We start from the raw sequence: 20,199 nt of genomic DNA, 5'->3' as shown, positions 1-20,199 counted from the left end.
TTACTAAACTAAATTAATATTCCATCCCTTCCGCTCCCGCCATCGGGAACATAACAAAAGGACTACAAAACTTCGAATATTTCCTTTGTCACATTATCCAGATCAAGCGAATGCTCCGGGATATCATCCATAAAAGTGAGACCCATTTGATCCACTATTATTCTTTTCAGTTCAGATCTTATTCTATTGAAATCCTTCCCCTGAGAAACAATTCCTTGAACATAATCCTTGTACTCATCACTGGCAATAAAGTGTGGGACATCAAGCGGGTTCCATCGGGTTAGTATATTGTTGATTTTATTAAACAAGTTTTTACTCATATTTAACTCTTGCTTGGAAATGTGATCACTTATAGATGGGCCAACTAAAGAAAGTTATTTTGCTTTAATATTAAAGGTAGATATTCCTTTTGTAAAATTAGCTCTTGAATTAATAAGCTTTCTGTTTATTGGAAATGAGATAAAATTAATTTTTAATAAAGAATGCATAAAGAAAATAAAGTGTTAATAGAAAAATACTAATAGAATATACTATGTCTCCTCTATGCTTTGCACCTTTTTGCCCATGCTTTTGGTTAAATCTAAAGTGAATAAACAGATTGATCCAAATCATTATTAAGACGAGTATTATTATTGCCTTATTCAATTTATATATCTCCAGAATTTTAGAAATCAGTTAAAAATATGATACAGTATGTTAATCCTTTCTTCCGCTCAGGCCATCGGAATAAGGTTCTAATAATCTTTGGTTGCGAAATTGAAATAGTTCATTATCCCTTTGAGGTAATAAATCTGCGTTTTGGAAGGAATATTTCATCCTCTAATTATCTAACTAATCACTATTATTCCTTAAAGCAACTAATTTGGGAAAGGGGATTTCTGCCAAAATTTGTTAGTCACCAAAAGTCCCATAATAATTGTACATGTAAAGAAAAATAGCACATTGAAAATTGTATCTTGCCAGATTCCTTTTTCCCAATGCTCATCCAAAAAGTATCTTTAGGTTCCCGATTAAATGCTTTCTTAAACAATCCTCTTGCTATTCTATAAAATAGCAGCGTTATAATGGGGAGCTTAAATACATTCACGGGTGTGTTTTGGAATGCTTCGAATTGTGGTAGTATATAAGCCAATACCAAGGTTATCAGGCTTGATATGAGAAAAATCCTGAAAGTTTTCGGTTTGATAAATAGTTCACGGTTAAACATGAATATAAGCATCCCAAATATTCCTATAGCAACAACTGTATAACCTAAAAACATATTCTTTACTCTTCAGTATTACTTTTAATGATTTCTATTATACATCCCCTTAAATTGTAGGCCATGCAGGGAAATAATAATACCAGTGAAAATTGTCAAAATCAGCATTATTGTCAAGCATTTATTCTCTTATGTATATATATGGTGACGAGGGGCGTTTTCGGAAAAATTGCTGAAGAATTTTCATTTTTTTGTAACATCTATGGTGTATTTGGATTTTTCATCAAATTCACGTATACGAAAACGTGGCGCGGCTGACCGCGGCGCGGGGGGATTTTGGGGGATTTCCGGTTCCCGGGGTTCTCGCATTCGCCGCGGCGAATTTGGTCACCCTGGGCTATCAATACCATGCCGCTGACCGCGGCATTTGAAGAGAATTATAAAAGATTATTTTATGTTGTCCCCAAGAGCTCAGGCGGAAATTCTATTCTGCTTCGGAGATCAGGGCGGGAATTTCCCCGGGTTCCTCTGGCTTGGCGTTTCCTGTGATATTATTTATTAATCTGTGGAAGGCATCTTTGTATTTGTCCGAGAGGGTCCGGTCCCCTGATTTCAGCTTTTCATGCAGACGCTCTGCCTGAAGCATAAATATTTCAATTTTTGACTGAATTATCTGCGGGAATATGTTGCCGTCGGTTTCAATTGCAAGGAAGGGCAGGTCGTCGTTTTCATCTGTCCGGACTTTTCTTTTCTCCGCTGCCAGTTTTCCTATGGTGTTCATTTCAACGTTCAGTATCGATTCGGCCAGGCGCGAAGGCATGCACCCGAAAGGTCCTAATGATATTACGCCCGATACGTGATCCATTATCTCACGCATTGCCGAGCCGATCGTAAGAATTGCCTCTCCTGCAAGCTCGGGACTCACCAGGTGCTCCGCTTTTTTTAGAACGTCTTTAACGTCCGGCATATCGAACTCTATGAAGCCCGACTTTTCAAGTATCTTCCTGATCTTACGCTCAACATGCTTCTGCACGTAATCGCGTATTGTAAACTTCAGCCTGTCTCCGACCGGGCTCTTTCCGCCATTGTCTTCCTTTGCCGCAAGGTAATTGGAGTAGTAAACATATTCCCCTATCGGCACAATCCTTACAACAAAACCTTTTTCAATTAGCCTGTCCAGCAGGTCCATCCTTGAGAATTCCTCGTGGCGGACAAATATCTCACCTACTATTACAACTTTCTTTGCTTCGTGAATGGATTCTTTTTTTTCAATTGCGTTAAGTTTGAGGGCCGAAAGTTCAATCTGGCGGTAAAGATCATCGAAGGCGCCATGCTCAAGCGTATCTAATATTTTATCATATTCCTGACGGAAAATTTTTGAGGCTGCCTTCCTGTCGGCCGCAAGCGCCTGGATGGAGTTATAGACTTCCGTCATCAGGTTGCCGATTGTTATGGCCGCCCAGCCCCTTAAAACAAACCTGTTTCCAAGTCCCTCGTAGGAGTTCTCATCTGAAAGCGTGTAAACCCCGATGTTACGCATTTTCCTTTTCTTTATTATGTCTTCAAGGTAAACGTGGTACTGCCCCAGGCGGCAGGGGCCGTCGCCTTTAGCCATAAATAAAAGTGTCTTCTCGTCCTTATTTTTACGCGAGTTATAGTATTCAATCAATGAGCCCGCGTTAAGTATCAGGGGCAGGCACTCCTTGCATGTCGTGCTGCCGCGTCCTGTTGTAAGCGTATCCATGTTGTATTCCGGGAGGGGAAAAGAATTTATGCCCTCATGGCGGAATGCCGCGGCAAAGGCCTCGGTTGCAAGCCTTCCCATGTTAGGGACACCGACATTAACGGATGGATCTGTAATTGACAGCTCACGGCCGTCGGAATCCACAATTTTTGTCTCGCTTAATACTTTAAGAGGCATGAAGCCGTTTGACTTTTCCGCAGAAATTTTCTCGTGGCGGTTGAGCTCGCGGAAGCTTTTAATGATGTCGAGCGCGGCTTCAATTCTTGTATTAACCCCGGCATCAGCCGAATGGCTGTCGAGCTCCAGTGTCAGGGAAGGCTTACGTCCCATTATATTCCTGAAGTACGGGATAATAAAAGAATCGGGTCCGCAGCTGAAGTTTGTAATGTAGGAAGCAAAAAGCTGCGGGTGGCCGTAGACATAGCGCGCGCCTCTTAAGATCTGCTGCCCCAGGCCCCAGTACATGTGCTTGTAGCTTTCAAGGCCGTCGTAAGGCAGGAAGTCGTGAGGAATTACAGTAATTCCACGCGAGGAGAATTTCTGCGGGACGCCCAGGTTGGCATTTCGGGCAAAAGCGTTATAGCTTCTTCCAAAAATTACAACCGCAAACTTCTCAGGGTCTTCTTCAAGAGACTTCAGCACTTCATTTCCAGTCTTTTTGAACTCACTGAACATTTTATTCAGTTCTCCGCATGCAAAGCGGTAGGCATCCGAAGCCTCTTTTTTGTTTTTACCCAGTCCCAGGGCAAGCTTTACAAACTCTTTTTCCGCCTTCTCATAGCCATCCGAGAAATCAAGCACCGGATCCAGGAGACGGGTGTTTTTAAGTTCATCCTTAAAGGCAGCTTTAAGGTAGTAGTTTTCAGACTGCATTAAGACGCACGTTTTCTTTGGAAGGTTATCCTCTCCGGGGTTATATATCTCTTTTATGTGGGGGAGGAATACATAGTCCGGATTTTTATCCAGCAGGTCCTGCAGAAATCCGTGAGCGAGTTCAACGGGATAGCAGAAGGCCGCCTCCCTTTTATCCACGCCCGCGGTTTTGGATTCCTGAGCCAGTATTACCCTGAAGCCCATGCGCGTGAAGAAATTATAGTAAAGCGGGTAAAGAGTATTTGTAAGGAAAGATCTGGAGATGCCGACGGCAGGGGCATTCACGTCCAGCACAGGCGCGCAGAGGTATTTTTCAAATACCAGCTTTTCCCTCAGCTTTACAAGGTCCAATCCCCTGTCCGATTCCTTAATATTCATCTGTACGTTATAGTACTTATTGCACGCGCCTCCGAAGGGGTACTTTTTGCCGTCAATGCTGATCATGGATATGGGGCATTTCCTGTCGCACTTTTCGGCTCCTCCGGCACAGATAAAAGTCCTGCCGTATTCGACTGTCCTTTGTATGAGCTCATCGAGGGAAAACTCTTCTTCCTTTAGGAGTCCCAGCTCCAGGCGGTGCTTAATTTCAAGCGCCACGCCGAAGGCACCCATAAGTCCCGGCTCCGGGGGCACAATAATCTCTTTTCCTGTAAGGGCCGCCATGGCAACGGGTACGGCCTTATTATAGCAGACGCCCCCCTGCATAAAGACTTTTTTACCCACCGGGCGGTTGCCCTTAACGCGGTTATTGTAGTTCATGCAGATGGAGTATACGAGTCCCGTTACAATATCCTCTTTAGAAAGCCCCTCGTGGAGGGCGTTCTTAACGTCGCTGCTGATGAAGGCGGCGCACTGGTCGTTGAAGTTTGGGGGATTCTGGGCTTTAAGGGCAATTTCGCCGATTTCCTTATAATCTATATCGAGCGATTCCTTTGCGGCCTCCTCGAGGAAAGAACCCGTTCCGGCCGAGCAGGCCTCGTTCATCGCATAGTCCGAGGCCACGCCTGAGGTGATATAGGTATACTTTGCGTCCTGCCCGCCGATCTCAAATATGGTATCCACTTCGTGGTCGAAGTAAATGGTTGCAGCGGCGTGGGCGATAATTTCGTTAATAATGCCTTTGGTAAGAGCGTGCAGCCCCGCGATGTGGCGGCCCGAACCGGTAACGCCGAGTCCCGTAATTTTAACGGGCGCGGTCAACTGGTTTTTAATGCTTTCATAGCATTCAACCGAAGCCTTTACGGGGTCGCCGTTTGTGCGGAGGTACTCGCCTGCAACAATAGCGTTATCGCTTTTTCTTAAGAGCACGGCTTTGGTTGTAGTTGAGCCGACGTCAAGTCCCAGGATGCAGTCGTCGTCAGCCTGAAGAATGCCTTTATTAAATTCCTTAAAGTGCACGAGGTGGGTAAATTCGCTTAAAGGCCTGTGGAAAGTAAAGGGAGAATGCTTTTCCGAGAAGAGGTCATTTCTCTTAAATTCCAGCGTTTCATTTTTCATGGCGTAGACCGCGGCGCCGAGGGCTTCGAAGTACGGGGCTTCTTCGGGAACGGTTACGTTATTAAAATAATCTTTAAGGAAGCGCATTACGGCTTTATTCCTGGAGACGCCGCCTATCATAATTGCACTTTCATGGGGCACTCTGGAAGTAAGCTCTATAATTTTCTGGGACATCATTTTAGCAAGGCCTGAGACGACATTTTCCTTTGCCACGCCTTTATTGAGGGCGTGCGTGCAGTCGGACTTGCAGAATACGCTGCAGCGCCCGGAGATATTGTAGGGGTCGCCCTTAGCGCCAAGGCTTATGGCGTCTTCAACATCGAGGTCCATTCTTTTAATCTGCTGCAGGAAGAACTCCCCCGTTCCGGAGGCGCACTTATTGCCCGTGCAGACTTTAGATATCCTGTTATTTTTGTCGAGCACATAGACTATGAAGCTTTCGCCGCCGGCGCTGATGATGACGTCGCCGGAGAGGCCCAGGTAAGCCGCGGCTGTTTCAATTGCCTCGGCTTCAGAGATGGAAGTGAGGTTTAGGAACTTTCTGAATTTTTTTCCTGTAACCGCAATTTTTGCGGGAATGGAATTTTTCTCAAACAAACCGGAGATAACTTTTCTGGGGTTCCCGTTGTGTGCAATTGTACGGGCCTCAACAATACTTATTTCACCGTGATCACTGCCAAGATAAACAGCCGAAACTGTAGAAGCACCGACGCAAACACCTAATGATTTTTGAACAGACATTAAAACTTTTATTTCCTTTTTGCTTTCAGATCTTTTGCAAGCTTATCAACCTGCGGTTTAAAATCCTTGAATTCAGGGTCATTTTTACCCAGCTGTCTGGATTTATCTATATAGCTCAGAGCCTCCTTCGCATTATTCTTATTGGCAAGGAGCTTGGCCTTAACGAAATAGTTATAGTAAGTAGGCTTAATTGAAATAGATTTATCCACCCACTGCATGGCCTCATCCTGGTGGACCATATTGTCGGCGGCGTAGTTAGCCGAGGCGGCGTAGACCACCCAGTCGTCCTTATCGGCGTTATCGATTGCTTTTTTGATGTTGGATAAAGCCTTGGCGTCTATGTCGAACTTAAGGTTAAAAGTAACCTTAACCTTTTCCCATTCAATATTCAGATTAGCCGAGCTTGTAGTGACGTCGGAGAAGCAGAAGCCCATGCTTTCGGTAAACGGGGTTTCAGAAGGTTTAACCTTAAAGCGCACTAAGTCCTTTGTGGAGTCGTAGTTAAAGGCGCCCCATTGTTTCCAGGTTTTGTTTATAATTATGGTCCATTCATCTTTTCCTGGTATAGTAAAGAGAGCGTATTTGCCGGCGGGGACCATATTGCCGTTAAGTTCAACGTCGTCGCTGAAGAAAATAGTTGTAGCCTCATCGGCGCCTGTTCTCCAGACCTGGTTATAGGGGACGAGGTCGCCCCAGATAGTTCTGCCCTTAACGTTAGGGCGGCTGTAGTTTATAGTGACGTCGAGGAGTCCGACTCTCTGCATAAGGGAAGCCTTCTGGCTGATGCGCGGGAGCTCCAGCTGGGCCCAAAGGGGTGAAGCCAAAAGGAGCAGGGCGAGACAAATAAAAGCTGAAAACTTTTTCATTTAAGACCTGAGATTTGAAATTATTTTGAAATAAATTTATGAAATTTATGCAGAAATCAAAAGTTAAAAGAGGGCTACCTGAAGAAAAGGGGCACCGGGCACCTTCCGGAAGGATAAGAAAAATTGATTTGGCGGTTTGCGGACTTTATTTAAAAAGATTATCTTACCTTCATGAATCAGACCAGATTAAATATTACGGGCTATTCGTTCAATATTCACCTGGAATCCTTAGATCCCGATTCCGGGCAGATTGAGTTTGATATTCTACTCAGGGTATTCAGCAAGCTGAAATCCTCTTTCCGTTCTTTTATTGAAATTGAATTTCTGAAGAATGAAACTTTCCGCGACTTATACTGCCGCAAGCCCTCAATACTGGAAAGCTTCAAAAAGGAAACAGAACTAATGGTTCTTTCCATGGATATAGACTCCCTGCAGGCTTCAATTGCACCCGACCTCACCGAACGTGAAGCCTCTTTGTTTGAGCACGAAGTGTTGTGCTGGAAGAGGGAAAAATTTAACGACTATAAAGAAGACGTAATTTACTTAAATTATCATGATGCTTCTTCTGTAAGAAGAATTGTGAGTAAATACAATACCGCAGAAAGGATAAAGATATATAAACCGGTTTTTGACGTTATAGCATACGACAAGAATTACAGAATAAGCCTGCTGGACACCTCCGGCAAGTGCTGCGGCATGATTGTTCCGCCTCCTGACATTGTAAAAAAACAGATCATTCAGCCGGCTGAAAGCCTGGGAGTTTAATACCCGGCCTTCTTGCGTAACGGCTTTTTAACTGACAAGGCTTCTGCGAATGAAAGCCTGACAGCATATATATCTTTTCCTTCCGGTTTACTCTCTGCTGAATAAACAATTATAAACAGAGCATTGTATGAAATTTTCATCTTCCACCGAAAAACAGCTTAAACTGGGGCCGCTGGCAATGAGCCTCAGCTACGGCGTTATCAGCGCGGCATGGATAATTGTAACCGATTACATCCTGGCCGATAAAATACAGGACCCGGTTATCCTCACGCATTACCAGACGTATAAGGGGTGGTTCTTTATTCTCATTACAGCGGTGCTTCTTTATTATTTTATAAGGCGCGGCGTGAAAGAGATCCGCACTTCAACTGACGCGCTCTATTTAAGTGAAAACAAGTACAGGACACTCCTGGAACAGGCCTCCGACGGCATTTTGCTGATGGATAAGGAGGGCAATCTGATTGAGGCAAATTCCACGGCTTCCGAACTCCTGGGATATGAGAAAAATGAAATCATAAACCGTAACATCACGGATTTCCTGCAGGAAGAGAACGTTGAAGCCTCACCGCTTAAATTTAAGGAGCTTCAAACAGGCGAGAAGATCCTCACAGAAAGGAAGCTCATTCATAAAAGCGGGAAGATAGTCTATATTGAAGCAAGCGCAAAACTGCTCATGGGAGGAATAATACAGGCCATTGTACGCGACATTTCGGAAAGGAAGGAAATGGAAGACAGGCTCCGGAAGTCTGAGGAGCAGTACAGGCTTTTGTTCAGGGAAAACCCGCACCCCATGTGGGTTTTTGACAAAAAAACGCTACGTTTCCTTGCCGTCAATAACGCCGCACTGGAGCAGTACGGCTACTCACGGGAGGAATTTCTTTCCATGACAATAAAAGATATCCGTCCAAAGGAGGATATTATTGAACTGGATAAAAATTTAGAAGAAACAATCTCCGAAGACTACCAGCACTCAGGCCCCTGGCGCCACATGAGGAAAAACGGCGAGGTAATCTTTGTTGAGATTACGTCCAGCAATATTACATTTGAGGGCGTGGAGGCACGCCTGGCTCTGGCAACTGATATTACGGAAAAGAAACTTGCCCTGGATGCCCTGCAGGAAAGCGAGAAACGCTATAAAAGCCTGTTCGAGTACTCCCCCATCTCAATATGGGAGGAGGACTTCTCGGTAATTAAAAGCCATATCGACCTTTTGAAGACAACGGGAATTACGGACTTCCAGGATTATCTGGAAAGATACCCGGAGGAAGTTACACAAAGCGCCGTAATGGTGCGCATACTGGATGTAAATGAGGCAACGCTTGAGCTTTTTGAGGCGGAAAGCAAGGAAGATATGATTAACGCCTTCCCCCAGATTGCCGAGCGGGAAGACTACAGGGTTCAGAGGGAATCAATTCTTGCAATTTCCGAAGGGAAAAGGAAGTTTGAAATCAGCACTAAGCGCAGGACCATGAAGGGAAAGGAAATCCAGGTATATATAAGGTGGAACGTTGCAGAAGGGTTTGAGGATACCTACGGCAAGGTGCTGGTCTCAATTGTGGACATAACAGACCTTAAGAAAACTGAAGAGGCCTTAAAGGTAAGCAATGAGGAATTGAACAAACTAAACACTGAGCTGGAAGACCGCGTAAAAAAACGCACGGCGCAGCTGGAGGCGGCAAATAAGGAGCTGGAGGCTTTCAGCTATTCAGTTTCGCACGACCTGAAGGCGCCTTTAAGGGCAATTGACGGATTCTCACAGATCCTTCTGGATGATTATTCCCCGCAGTTTGATCCCGAGGCCAAGAAATTCCTTAATATCATATCGAAAAACGCCGGACAGATGGAGCAGCTGATAGAAGACCTCTTATCGTTTGCCAAGATCTATAACAGGGAGAAAAATGAGGTGCTGATTAATACTAAAGCCATGGTAAGGTCAATTACAGATCAGGCATTAAAGGATAACCAGGAGCGCAGGATAGTTTTTACAATAAATGACCTTCCGGAAGTTATAGGCGACCGCCCGATGCTGCAGCAGGTATGGATAAACCTCGTTTCGAATGCCGTAAAGTTTACAAAGGACAGGGAGACCGCACTTATTGAGATTGGGGGGGAGAAAAAGGAGAAGGAAGTAATTTATTACATTAAGGATAACGGCGCAGGCTTCAATATGGAATATGCCGACAAGCTATTCGGGGTATTTCAGAGGCTGCACGCCGCATCTGAGTTTGAAGGCACGGGAGTGGGGCTTGCCATTGTGCAGAGGATATTAAGGCGCCATGAGGGGAACATATGGGCTGAGGCTGAAGTGAACAGGGGGGCAACATTTTTCTTTTCACTTCCTCTTAAGCATCAGGGGCAGGAGCATCTTAATTAGCATTTAGAATAATTTGATTTTTGCCCGATTTTTGTTTCAATTATTTTAGATGGCAATTAAATCACTCTGGAGGGAAACAAAAATGGCGATTAAATTTAACAGTCCGGCATTTAAGCACGGCGAACCGATTCCAGCCAAATACACCTGCGACGGACAGAATGTATCTCCTGCTCTTCAGTGGGAGGGACTTCCGGACGGGACGAAGACGGTGGCTATTATCCTGGAGGATCCTGATGCCCCAAGCGGGACATTTATTCACTGGATAATTTATGACATACCGGTTAATATAACCAGTCTGCAGGAAGGGGTTACATCCTCAATGAATCTGCCTGACGGAGCGGCAATGGGTACAAATGACGCCCGCAGGATAGGGTATTACGGTCCCTGTCCCCCCTCGGGAGTTCATCATTATCATTTCAGGCTTTACGCCTTAAAAAATTATCTCAGGCTAGACGCCGGGGCAACGCGGAAGGAGCTGGATCTGGAGATGAAGGATCACATTTTAGGCCAGGCCGAGGTGATGGGGACGTATAAGAGGGAGAGGTAGGAGGGGAGGTTCAACGTTCGACGTTCGACGGGAAGAGCGGGATATGAATGGCCAGGGTTCTCTGCGGAGAGCGGTGGCCATTCAATGATATTTTTTAGAATTCCACCTGAAGTTTATCTATTCCTTGTTCATGCGTGAGGGGGATTCTTATTTTATAGATGCCGCCTTGGTCTTCTGCCTGCCATTTGTTTTGGGGCTCTTTGCCATTTATGAGGACACGTTTGGGTTTCAGGGGTGAAATAACTACGGTTTCGTTTTTGTGGCCTGAAAAGGCGCTGATCTGTGCTGTAAGAATGTTTTTATTGTAACTGCACGATAAAACCCTGGCATCTGTTGCTTCAAGATACGGCGTGGCGGGACTGCCAAGTGTAACTGATATTTTGCCCGGCTTTATGTCTTCAGGAATTACAAGGGATGGATATTCACGTCCATTGTAGCTGATAGATTTTACATTGTCCCCTTTTCCGCTTATTGTAACGTTAAATGATCTGCCCAGTGCGTTCAGTGAAAATGCAATGGACTTTTGGCCTCCGGCATAGGGATTAAAGCTCACGTTCCATTCATTCTCATTTATTCCGAAGAGGTTGTAAAGGCTGTAGATGTACCATCCGGCGGCCCACATGAACTGCGGCTTATCGACTTTGCCGTAAACCGCTGCGTCATTAAAATTGCCGTTTCTGTATTCGTACATTGCGGGCTGCCCATTGGGTCCCGCCATTATGCCGTCCACTGTCATTATGCGCCGTACAAAGTCCAGTGCATCCTGCCTTCTTCCGGCGGACTTAAGCGCCAGGGCGTAGAATGCGTTGCCCTGCGACCAGATGCCGCCGTTGATATAAAGAAAAGGATCACCCGCTTCGTTGCCAGCAAACTTCAGGTATTCAATCAGTTTGTTGAAATCCATCGGGTAGACGGTATAGATTCCAAGCTTTTTATCCAGCAGCTTTTCTTCAGCCGTTTTAACCATTTCTTTTTTTCTTGTGTCGCTGATAAGGTTAAAATCCGCCGCAGGAAGTGACCCGATGTAGTAATGCTTGTCCTCCGATCCATCCTCAAAATAGTTAATGAGGTATTTCAGCGCGTCGTCCCAGAGCTTAGAGTTTAATTTTTCTTTCATCCTTTCAGATTCATTTTCCAGTCCGGGAAATCTCCCAGCGTCCTCACCAAGCCTTGATGAAATATAGAGGTAGTCCTTCATCGATTTTACCGCCATAATTGTCATAAAGGCGCGGGGGCCGTAGTTATGGCCTATATCCCACCAGTCGGGGCGGTAGGCCCACATGATGTCTTCCTTCCTGTTCTGCATTGTTTCGGAGAGGCTTTTGGTGAGGTACGGGTAAAGCTTTCTTAAAAGAACGGTATCCGATGAATGCCTTAAGTAGCTTGCCGAAAGGACAATAAACCAGAAGTGGTTCCAGTTATCGGGAGTCGCAAATTCAGTTACGTAGGCGCTGTCCTTCCAGTAGTAGGCGTGAGGAATAATAAGGTCCTTATTAGCCAGGCTAATTGTATACTCAAGGTCTTTCTTTACCCTTTCGGGGTCGAAGTTCACGCATGCAAGGTCAGTTAAGAATACGTCGTGTGAAAAATAGAAGTTATACTCGGCAGGGCAAGGCATAGGGCGGACACTACCGTTTATATAATGCTGGTTAACGGCAAGAATAGCCTTGGCCCAGTCGTATCCGTGGTCGAAGTAGCTGTCGCCTGTTCTGAAGCTCCCGATTTTACTTACGTAGTCCAGCACGCTTTTTTCAAATAAGCTTATCTCCCTTTTATAATTTAACAGCATATAGCTTACAGTTGACTTTCCCTCGCTTTGAGGGCACGAGCCGATGATCTGGATAACGGTCATTTTCTCATTCGGGCGGAGGGTTTTCCGGTACAAGTATTTTGATGCCGGGCGCCCGGGGTTACTTTTAGGGATCAGTTTATCTTTTGTATCGACGCCCGCGATAAACCAGAGCTCATTTTCAAAGGCCCTTGTGCTTCCTTTTGTAAAGTAGCTTACAGGCACTTCACCTGCGTTAGCGGTAAAAACCTGCGCCTTCTGAGTCTCCGGGTCGTCGAAGTTTGTATAGATTGCCGAGCCCTCCTTATCAAAATTGGTCCAGGCCGAGTCCTTAAGCTTAAAGGTGTGGCTTGTGCGAAGAGAGGTCTCCAGGTGCGTATCGAACTCAAATGCCTGCGCGGAGGAAGTCCTGTTTGTAATAGTGTAAGTTACAATCATCGCGGGCTTTGTTGCGGCAAACTGGTAAGAGACTTCGACCGATTTATCCTTGTCACTCTTGCTGTATGTTATGCTGTAAGGATTCTGGCGGAAGGAGTATGGCCCCCGGCCGACTTCCTCCCTTTTGCCGGAGCCTATTTTAAGTCCCAGCGACATGATAAATGATGTGTCGCGCCTCCAGTAATCGGTTGAAAGATCGATGCTGTTGGCTACAGGGTAGTAGAAGCTGATGCGTTCAAGGGAGGGCGAGGAGTGGTGGCTTTCGATTCCCACGAACTGGCTTCCCACTTCTATCTGCGCGTCCCCTTTATAATTAAGCGACATATCCTTTCCCTGCGGGAAGATACAGCTGCCCGCAAGGAGTATAAACAAAATTAAGGAGCATTGCTTCATCTGAAATCTCCTTCTAGAGATAGTCATTTAAAGAATAGCATGATATTTTCTTTTTCGAACCGTTTGTTCCCGTAAAGGAGATCGTCAGTTCCTCATCCGGCAGGAGAATAAAGCCGTTATCGGCAAAAGTAATGTCCGGGTGGCTGAGGCGCACAAAAAATGCCGGCTTGTCTGAGGTTATAACGGCATGGTTGGAAAAGTTTTCGTTTATGGTGATTCCGGCCGGAGGAAGTTTAATGTGCTTCCACTCCCCTTCCATGAAAAAATTCCTGTGAATGAGTTTTTTATCTCGGTCATATAAAGACGCAAGCATGATGCTTTCCTTACGGGAGCTCTTTTCATATTCAGGGATACTGAAGGCCCCGTTTGAATTCTCCTCAACCTCTACGTCCAGCCTTCCAATGTCCTGAACTTTGCCCTTAGGGACATAAATTTCGTGCAGGCGGATTGTTCCTGTAAAGCTGTCGGGGCTGCTGTTCATAACTGTGAGTTCCTGAGTTTCCCTTGTAAAAGCCACAGCCTGTCTTTGGAATACATGCTTAACGAAGTAGTATGCAAGTTTCGGTCTCAGCTCCGAATCAATTAAAGCCCAGCTTGCAACGGGCCAGCAGTCGTTAAGCTGCCAGATAATGGATCCGTTTGTCTCAGAGTATCTTCCTCTCCAGTGTTCTAGGCATTCCTTTAATGCAAGCGCCTGGTTAAGCTGTGTAAGATAGATAAAATCCTTTATGTCCTCTCTTACCGGCAGGTGTCCGGAGAGGAACCTGTAGAGCCTTTCGGGGCCTTCGACCTGTTTGTTGTGGAATTCAAAGCTGCGGCTCTGTGGGTGTCTTTCTTTTTTAGGGAGGACTTCTTTAAGCGTCTCATAATTTGCCGGGGCCTGGAAGCCGAACTCAGTAACGAATAGGCTGGTGTCACTTTTTACGCTTTTGTAATCGATCCAGCGGCTCCATATATCCCACTGGTGGCGGTTGCCGCTCTGCATTGAATTGGGGTCTTCCCCTTTACCAAAGGGAGTTGAAGGCCAGTAGGGTCTTGTTGTATCTAATTTTTTTAAGAGTCCCGGAATAACCGAGTGATAGATCTTATAGCCCGGCATCTTCTCGTACGAGGCATGCTGATCCTGGTACCATATCCACTCGTTTTCGTTGTTGCCGCACCAGAGGACAATAGACGGGTGGTGCCTCAGGAGTTCGACGTTCTGTTTTACTTCTTCTTTTACACTTTCTAAGAACTCATCTGTTTCAGGGTAAGAGGCGCAGGCGAACATAAAATCCTGCCATACCATAAGTCCAAGCTCGTCGCATATATTATAGAAAGTATCCATCTCATATATTCCGCCGCCCCAAACGCGGATGATGTTCATATTGGCTTCCTTTGCTTTATTGAGGAGGCTCTGATAAATGTCGTCGCCCACGCGGGGAAGGAATGAGTCCGAAGGTATCCAGCAGGCGCCCATTGCGTATATGGGACGTCCGTTAATTATAAAGCGGAATGTTTCTTTGCCATTGTCATTTTGCTGAAGCTCAACGGTACGTATACCCACCTTCTTTACTTTTTCGTCCACCACTTCGTAGGCGTCGTTCAGGAGTCTTACGCTTAAGGTATAAAGGTCCGGGCGCCCGAAGTTATTAGGCCACCAGAGTTTAGGGTTAATAATTCTGAAGGTGACTTTAGCCTGATTTTTTTCTTCCGGTGTTAATGCCTTTTCAAACTTCTGCCCGTTGGATTCAAGCCTGACTTCAAGCCTGGTGTCCTGAAGCATGTTTCCGCTGGTATTAACTTTAATTCTCACCTGTGCTGAATTGTCCTCAATGGAAAGGGTTTCAAAAGTAACCTCATCAATTTGGGCTTCATCGGGCTGCAGGAGGTAGACCGGTTTCCAGATACCCATTGTAATAAAAGCAGGTCCCCAGTCCCAGCCGAATGAGTACTGGGTTTTTCTTACGTACACGCGTTCAGATCTTAAGGCGACGGGGAGTTTTCCATGTTTTGATTCCTTCTCGCGCGCCCACCGGACAGCCGAGGTAAAGAGCACTTCAAGAGTATTTTTCTCCCTTTTCAGTTTTCCCGTTACGTCAAACTTATATGCAAGGAACATATTTGAGACCGTACCAATACTGCTCCCGTTTAAGAATATGTCGGCCACGGTATCAAGCCCTTCAAAGACAAGGAAGGAGGATCTGTCGAGGCTGAAGCCTTCCGGGAGGTCGAAGGTGGTTTTATAGAGCCAGTTAACGTCGCCAATCCACTGGAGGCCGTTTTCATTATCAGCGTAGAAGGGCTCATCTATGAGTTTATTTGCAAGGAGGTCCGTATGCACCGTTCCCGGCACCTGAGCCTTAAACCACTCGTCGGGTTTAATTACGTTCTGCTTTAAGGGAGCGTTTTCCTGGAGGGTAAACTTCCAGCCTTTATTAAGAAAAAATTTCGTTTCCAAGAGTCACCTGAATTTTGTTAAGATATATTTCTACTTAAGAATAACCATTTTGCGTGTTTCAGTAAACCCTGAGGCCTGAAGGGAGTAAAAGTAGACTCCGCTTGTAAGATGATAAGCACCTGCTGAAAACCTGTATTTATAAATGCCTGCCGGTCTGTACTCGTCCATTAAAACGGCAATGCGGCGCCCCAGCATGTCGAACAAAGAAAGATTTACCTGTCCTGATGCAGGCAGATGAAATTCTATTACGGTTTCGGGATTAAAGGGATTCGGGTAGTTCTGCATGAGGGAATATTCCTTTGGGATAATTCCCTTTTCTTCCTCCACTGAAACAGGGATTGTGTAGAGCTTCTGGATTTCACTTATGGGTAGTGCGTAATTATAAAGCCTTATATCGTCCAGCACGCCCTGGTAGTTATAGAAATTGTTATCAGGAAGCATCTGCCCGATAGTCAGGCCGTAGGAAGTTTTAAGGAGAGTGCCCGAGAAAAAAGAGAAGTTATCGAGGCTGCCGTTAATGTAAAGCTCAAAGTCGGAGCCGTTATAGAGTCCTGCAACAAAATACAAAGAGTCCGCATAGAGGGTTGTTTTAGAATCCAAATCCTTTACGCCCGCGGTTGTTTTTATCGTCCATCTTACTTTTTTATTTGTAATTGAAAGTTTCCAGCGGTTCTGCCAGCTTCCGTGTGAGACAAGGAAAGCCTCCTCATTTAATATAGCAGAAGGTTTCATCCAGAAGCACACACTTATTCCATTTACAAAGTTAAGCGATGTATCATTCGGGACAAGTATGTAGCTGTTTGGACCCGTAAAGCGGTAGGCACTGTTTACGTTTCCCGCGCGGTCGCTTGTAAGGGCAGCGCCATGAACAGCGCCGTTATGCCCGTAGCCGCTTGCGTCATTTGCATTGCCGTTAAAGGGAAGATAGAGCACCATCTGTCCCACGGGAGTTAAAGAAAAATCCCTTACCGGGATTAAGATGCTGTCACTGGCCGTACCTCCCATGGTATCTTTGACCGTGCATGTCACGTAGTAATTACCTGCCAGTCCCGGCGCCTTCCAGACGGCTTTTTGTCCTGAAGCGCTCAGTGTTCCGGAACGGGCAGTCCAGGAATAAATAAGTGAATCCTTATCCGGGTCCGAGGCCACGCATGTAATTGTGGTACTTGCATTAAGATCCACCTTCCCGGGATCTGCTTTAATGGATAAAATTACCGGAGGATTATTAAGGCGCAATACCACCCGGATTGTAAGGCTTGCAGTGTCGCTTAAAGCTTTTGTATCTGTCACAGTGCATGAAATTTTGTATGTCCCGGGGGAGTCAGGAGGTGTCCATTTAACTAAAGGACCTGTGCCGGAGATAGTTCCGCCGGAGGAAGACCATTTATACGTAAGTGTGTCACCGGTATTTTTATCCTCAGCCGTGGAGTATATGTTCAGGCTTGTACCCAAGGCTATTTCCGATGAGCCGGAAGAAAGGCTTTTTATACGGGGAGGATATTGCCCCATGAGGCGGCCCGACTGATAGTCAACGGTGATGCCGTTAACCATCATTTTGTCGCCATCATAAGTAACCGTTCCGCCTGCGGGGGTGAGGACTGCAATTACAGCCCCCCGGGCAGGGATAGATATTTCAGCCTGGCCGCTTGCACCTTTTTTAATAAAGCTCCCGGAAACGGCGTCATAAATGTCATGGCTCCCTGTTCCAAGATCCATTAAAACAGATCTATCCGTGTCGTAAGGATTAAAATAGAGATATGACGGATAGGCATCCTTATGGAAATAATCCGTTTTCAGGAGGTCCAGCCTCAGAATTTTTTCCACATTTGTTGTATCTATAATTCCGGCGAATATTCCGACGTGAGAAGAGCTGTAAAGTGACAGAGTGGTTTTGCCCCAGCCGCCCGAGATGGCGTCACCCGTAGCAAAAGGAGTTTTAGTGTTTACAGTTTGCCTTATAGCCTCGTGGCCGATGTATGAATTGGGGTCGTACTTTTGGGACCAGGTGTAGCTGTCCTGATTTTCAGGAGGCAGGTATTTGGGATAGAATAGCCTTGCGGCGTTTGCGACGTTAAGCATCCACTTGCCTATTGCGCGCGCAAAGCGCTTGTCGTATCTGACCATTGGGACCAGGGCGCCTGCCTGCTCGAAGCAGTTCATTAAGAATGCGTAGTAGTAGCCCGGCTGGTAAACCTCACCAATAAGTCCCGATACATCGTAGCCTCCCCAGTTACCCACAATGGAGCCCCAGCTTCTTAGAGGCCCCACGTCAAAGCACCAGTTCACAATTTTCTGCATGTCGTATTTTGTACCGAGCTCGGCGTTCATACGGGCGGCAATATAGGCTCCGTATGATAACTGAAGTTCATAGGCGGGGTTTGATGAAAGGCTGTTCAGGAATTCCAACGACTGTTCGGCGCCAATCCTGTACTTTTCATCTCCCGTTTTAATGTACGCCATATAAAGGATCCAACCTATTGCGCCCGCGGCTTCAGGCTCAATTACGCCCTGAGGGTTAGGCTTCATGGTGGAAAGGCTGAATGCGCGGTAGTTCATGTTAGGGATATGCCATGGGGTTTGGCTCCCCCCCATTGCCTGAACCGCCTGAAGCCACCTATCGGCAACAGTTGTAAACTGGTTCTTAAAGTCGCCTGTATTCGGGTACATGCTATAGAGCTGGTAGAAGAAAATGTTAGGCATTGTTTCATACCACCAGTCGTCTCCGCTCGAGGAATTGGGACTGTTAAGGTAGACATTTTCCTGAGGGCGGCGGTTAAAATACTCCTCGCACATCAGGACCCAGTTATAGCCGTTCTGGCTGCTTTTATCAATTCCGGCAAGGGAGGCCCCAACTACAGCAGGAAGGACATTTATTGCCTCGCCGTTATTAGGGTAAGGCGTTCCAACAACCGTATGCAGCCCGAAGCTCGGGTGGCCGGGGTAGTTAACCGTGTTGTTATTTATGAATATGAGCGGGAGGTAATCCCCCTGTGCATTCAGGTTAAAGACAAGGGAGTCGTAGCCCAGGGCCACTTGCTTCCAGTTACGCATTTCGTATGGCGCGGGGATATCCGGCATCAGTTCTATTCTGTTTACATTTATCTGCTGCGAAAACATAGCTCTGCCCGGTAATATGGATATAATAATTAAGAGCCACCAGTATATCAGTTTCTTAGTCACATGCTCACCTGCACAAGAAGTCTTTTTCATTTACTCTTTCTTTTTTCCGGTCCGGCTGAAATATTCCATCATTACCTGCCTGGCCTGTGGGTTTGCCTCAACTGCAAGTATTGCCAGCAGGGCTTCAATTGTGGATTCGGCGCCGGAGTTATAGTTTACCTTGTCAGCCGAAACTATTCCATCGAAGCATCTGCCTGTTTTTGCCTCGTACATTGTTATTCCCGCGGCGTTATTGCCTAAAAACCAGGATGCAATTTTAGCTCCCTTCTCCGAATAAGAGGGATCGTTAAACACCTTTGCCGCCTGGAGGCAGGAGGTTACCATGGGACCTATGCCATAGGCGATCTGCGGGAACCGGGAGAGGTTCTCAGCCGAGTCGTTAACGACGCTGAACTCATTGAGGTAATTTTCCTTCATCAGGTAGCCATAGAAATAATCGAGTGCGAGCTTTACGTCTTTTTCATAAGTCTTGCTTTTCAGAGCATCCCCTGAGACAAGAAGTGCCTCCGGCTGATTAGATCCCCAGGCGTGCCAGATGTTCTCCCAGCTTAAGAAAGCGCCGTATGGGAATTTCAGAGAGTCCCCTGCCTGCATAACCATTATTCCAGATGCCAGGTGTTCTATATAGCGTTTAACCAGAGTATCCTTGCTCACCTGATAAAAAGGTGCAAGGGCCAGTATGAGTACCGAGGCCTGGTCGGAAGCGTACTGATACGGGAGCCATGTAGGAAGGCGGCGCCCCTGGACATCGGTTTTCTTTGGGTAGCGGTTTATAAACTCCTTTATGGATTCGAAGCCTTTAATAAGGCTATTCTGGAGGCGCATTGAAAGGTCCTTATCCTTTTCATAAAAATATCTGTAAGCCTCGCCCATTGCCCATAGCGCACGCCAGCTCCACCAGTCGGCAAGAGGCTTGCTGTTAGCACCTTCTTTATTAATTGAGTGGTCGCTGTTGATGAAGTTATAGAAGAGTCCGTTTTCGGCCTGCATATAGAAAAGGAATTCCAGCAGGAGTTTTGTTCTTATCAGGTGTGCGGCATTATGTGTAACGTTAAAATACCTGAGGTAAAAAATTGCAGCACGCGCCACATCGTCGACACATGCAATGCCCTCTCCTTTGGCTTCAGTCCAGTTATAGTCCGGTGCCTCGGCGTATATATGGACAATTGCCATATCCCTGCCGTCCAGATTTATCTTTTCATAAAGGCGGTCCAGGTGCGACGAGTTAACGATGCTGGTATCCACCTCATCCTGGGCATTAAGGCACGGGGCGAAGGAGGAGGAAAAAATAAGCACAAGTGCTGCAGTAATTCTTAAAAGCATATTATAATCCTTAAAAAAAGGAGAATTT

10 protein-coding genes are annotated in these 20,199 nt (G+C 46.0%); 3 read left to right on the top strand and 7 right to left on the bottom strand.

What is annotated here, in order from left to right:
* Positions 1–62: 62 nt before the first annotated feature.
* The 3 genes from HF312_15275 to HF312_15265 all read right to left on the bottom strand — a co-directional run bounded on the left by HF312_15275 (position 63) and on the right by HF312_15265 (position 6,922).
* Entirely contained in the window at positions 63–320 is a 258-nt protein-coding gene (locus HF312_15275) for a hypothetical protein (protein ID MCU7521579.1), read from the bottom strand.
* Between the two features lie 1,365 nt (positions 321–1,685).
* Complete coding sequence (locus HF312_15270; protein ID MCU7521578.1) at positions 1,686–6,056, bottom strand: activase; 4,371 nt, start codon at positions 6,054–6,056, stop codon at positions 1,686–1,688.
* 8 nt (positions 6,057–6,064) lie between these two features.
* A complete protein-coding gene (locus tag HF312_15265) occupies positions 6,065–6,922 on the bottom strand; it encodes a DUF2911 domain-containing protein (protein ID MCU7521577.1) in 858 nt (285 codons plus the stop codon).
* A gap of 171 nt (positions 6,923–7,093) precedes the next feature.
* Here HF312_15265 and HF312_15260 point away from each other — a divergent pair, with 171 nt between their 5' ends.
* The 3 genes from HF312_15260 to HF312_15250 all read left to right on the top strand — a co-directional run bounded on the left by HF312_15260 (position 7,094) and on the right by HF312_15250 (position 10,608).
* Positions 7,094–7,687, top strand: coding sequence for a hypothetical protein (locus HF312_15260; protein ID MCU7521576.1), 594 nt, complete (start codon positions 7,094–7,096; stop codon positions 7,685–7,687).
* A gap of 127 nt (positions 7,688–7,814) precedes the next feature.
* The gene (locus HF312_15255; GenBank protein ID MCU7521575.1) at positions 7,815–10,061 is read left to right on the top strand and encodes a PAS domain S-box protein; all 2,247 of its coding nucleotides are present in this window, start codon (positions 7,815–7,817) and stop codon (positions 10,059–10,061) included.
* 49 nt (positions 10,062–10,110) lie between these two features.
* Positions 10,111–10,608, top strand: a complete 498-nt coding sequence (locus HF312_15250; GenBank protein MCU7521574.1) for a YbhB/YbcL family Raf kinase inhibitor-like protein — start codon at positions 10,111–10,113, stop codon at positions 10,606–10,608.
* Between the two features lie 94 nt (positions 10,609–10,702).
* Here HF312_15250 and HF312_15245 read toward each other — a convergent pair whose 3' ends face one another.
* The 4 genes from HF312_15245 to HF312_15230 are packed head-to-tail and all read right to left on the bottom strand — an operon-like array spanning position 10,703 to position 20,171.
* Positions 10,703–13,228, bottom strand: coding sequence for a hypothetical protein (locus HF312_15245; GenBank protein MCU7521573.1), 2,526 nt, complete (start codon positions 13,226–13,228; stop codon positions 10,703–10,705).
* A 13-nt stretch (positions 13,229–13,241) separates the two neighbouring features.
* A complete protein-coding gene (locus HF312_15240) occupies positions 13,242–15,668 on the bottom strand; it encodes a glycoside hydrolase family 2 protein (GenBank protein ID MCU7521572.1) in 2,427 nt (808 codons plus the stop codon).
* A 30-nt stretch (positions 15,669–15,698) separates the two neighbouring features.
* Entirely contained in the window at positions 15,699–18,878 is a 3,180-nt protein-coding gene (locus HF312_15235; protein ID MCU7521571.1) for a T9SS type A sorting domain-containing protein, read from the bottom strand.
* Positions 18,879–20,171 (bottom strand): hypothetical protein, encoded by a 1,293-nt coding sequence (locus HF312_15230; protein MCU7521570.1) that lies wholly within the window; start codon positions 20,169–20,171, stop codon positions 18,879–18,881.
* Positions 20,172–20,199 lie beyond the last annotated feature (28 nt).

The organism is Ignavibacteria bacterium (assembly GCA_025612375.1).
Lineage (GTDB): Bacteria > Bacteroidota > Ignavibacteria > Ignavibacteriales > SURF-24 > JAAXKN01.
The sequence above is the reverse complement of the archived record's forward strand: the minus strand, read 5'-3'. Positions and strand labels throughout refer to the sequence as shown.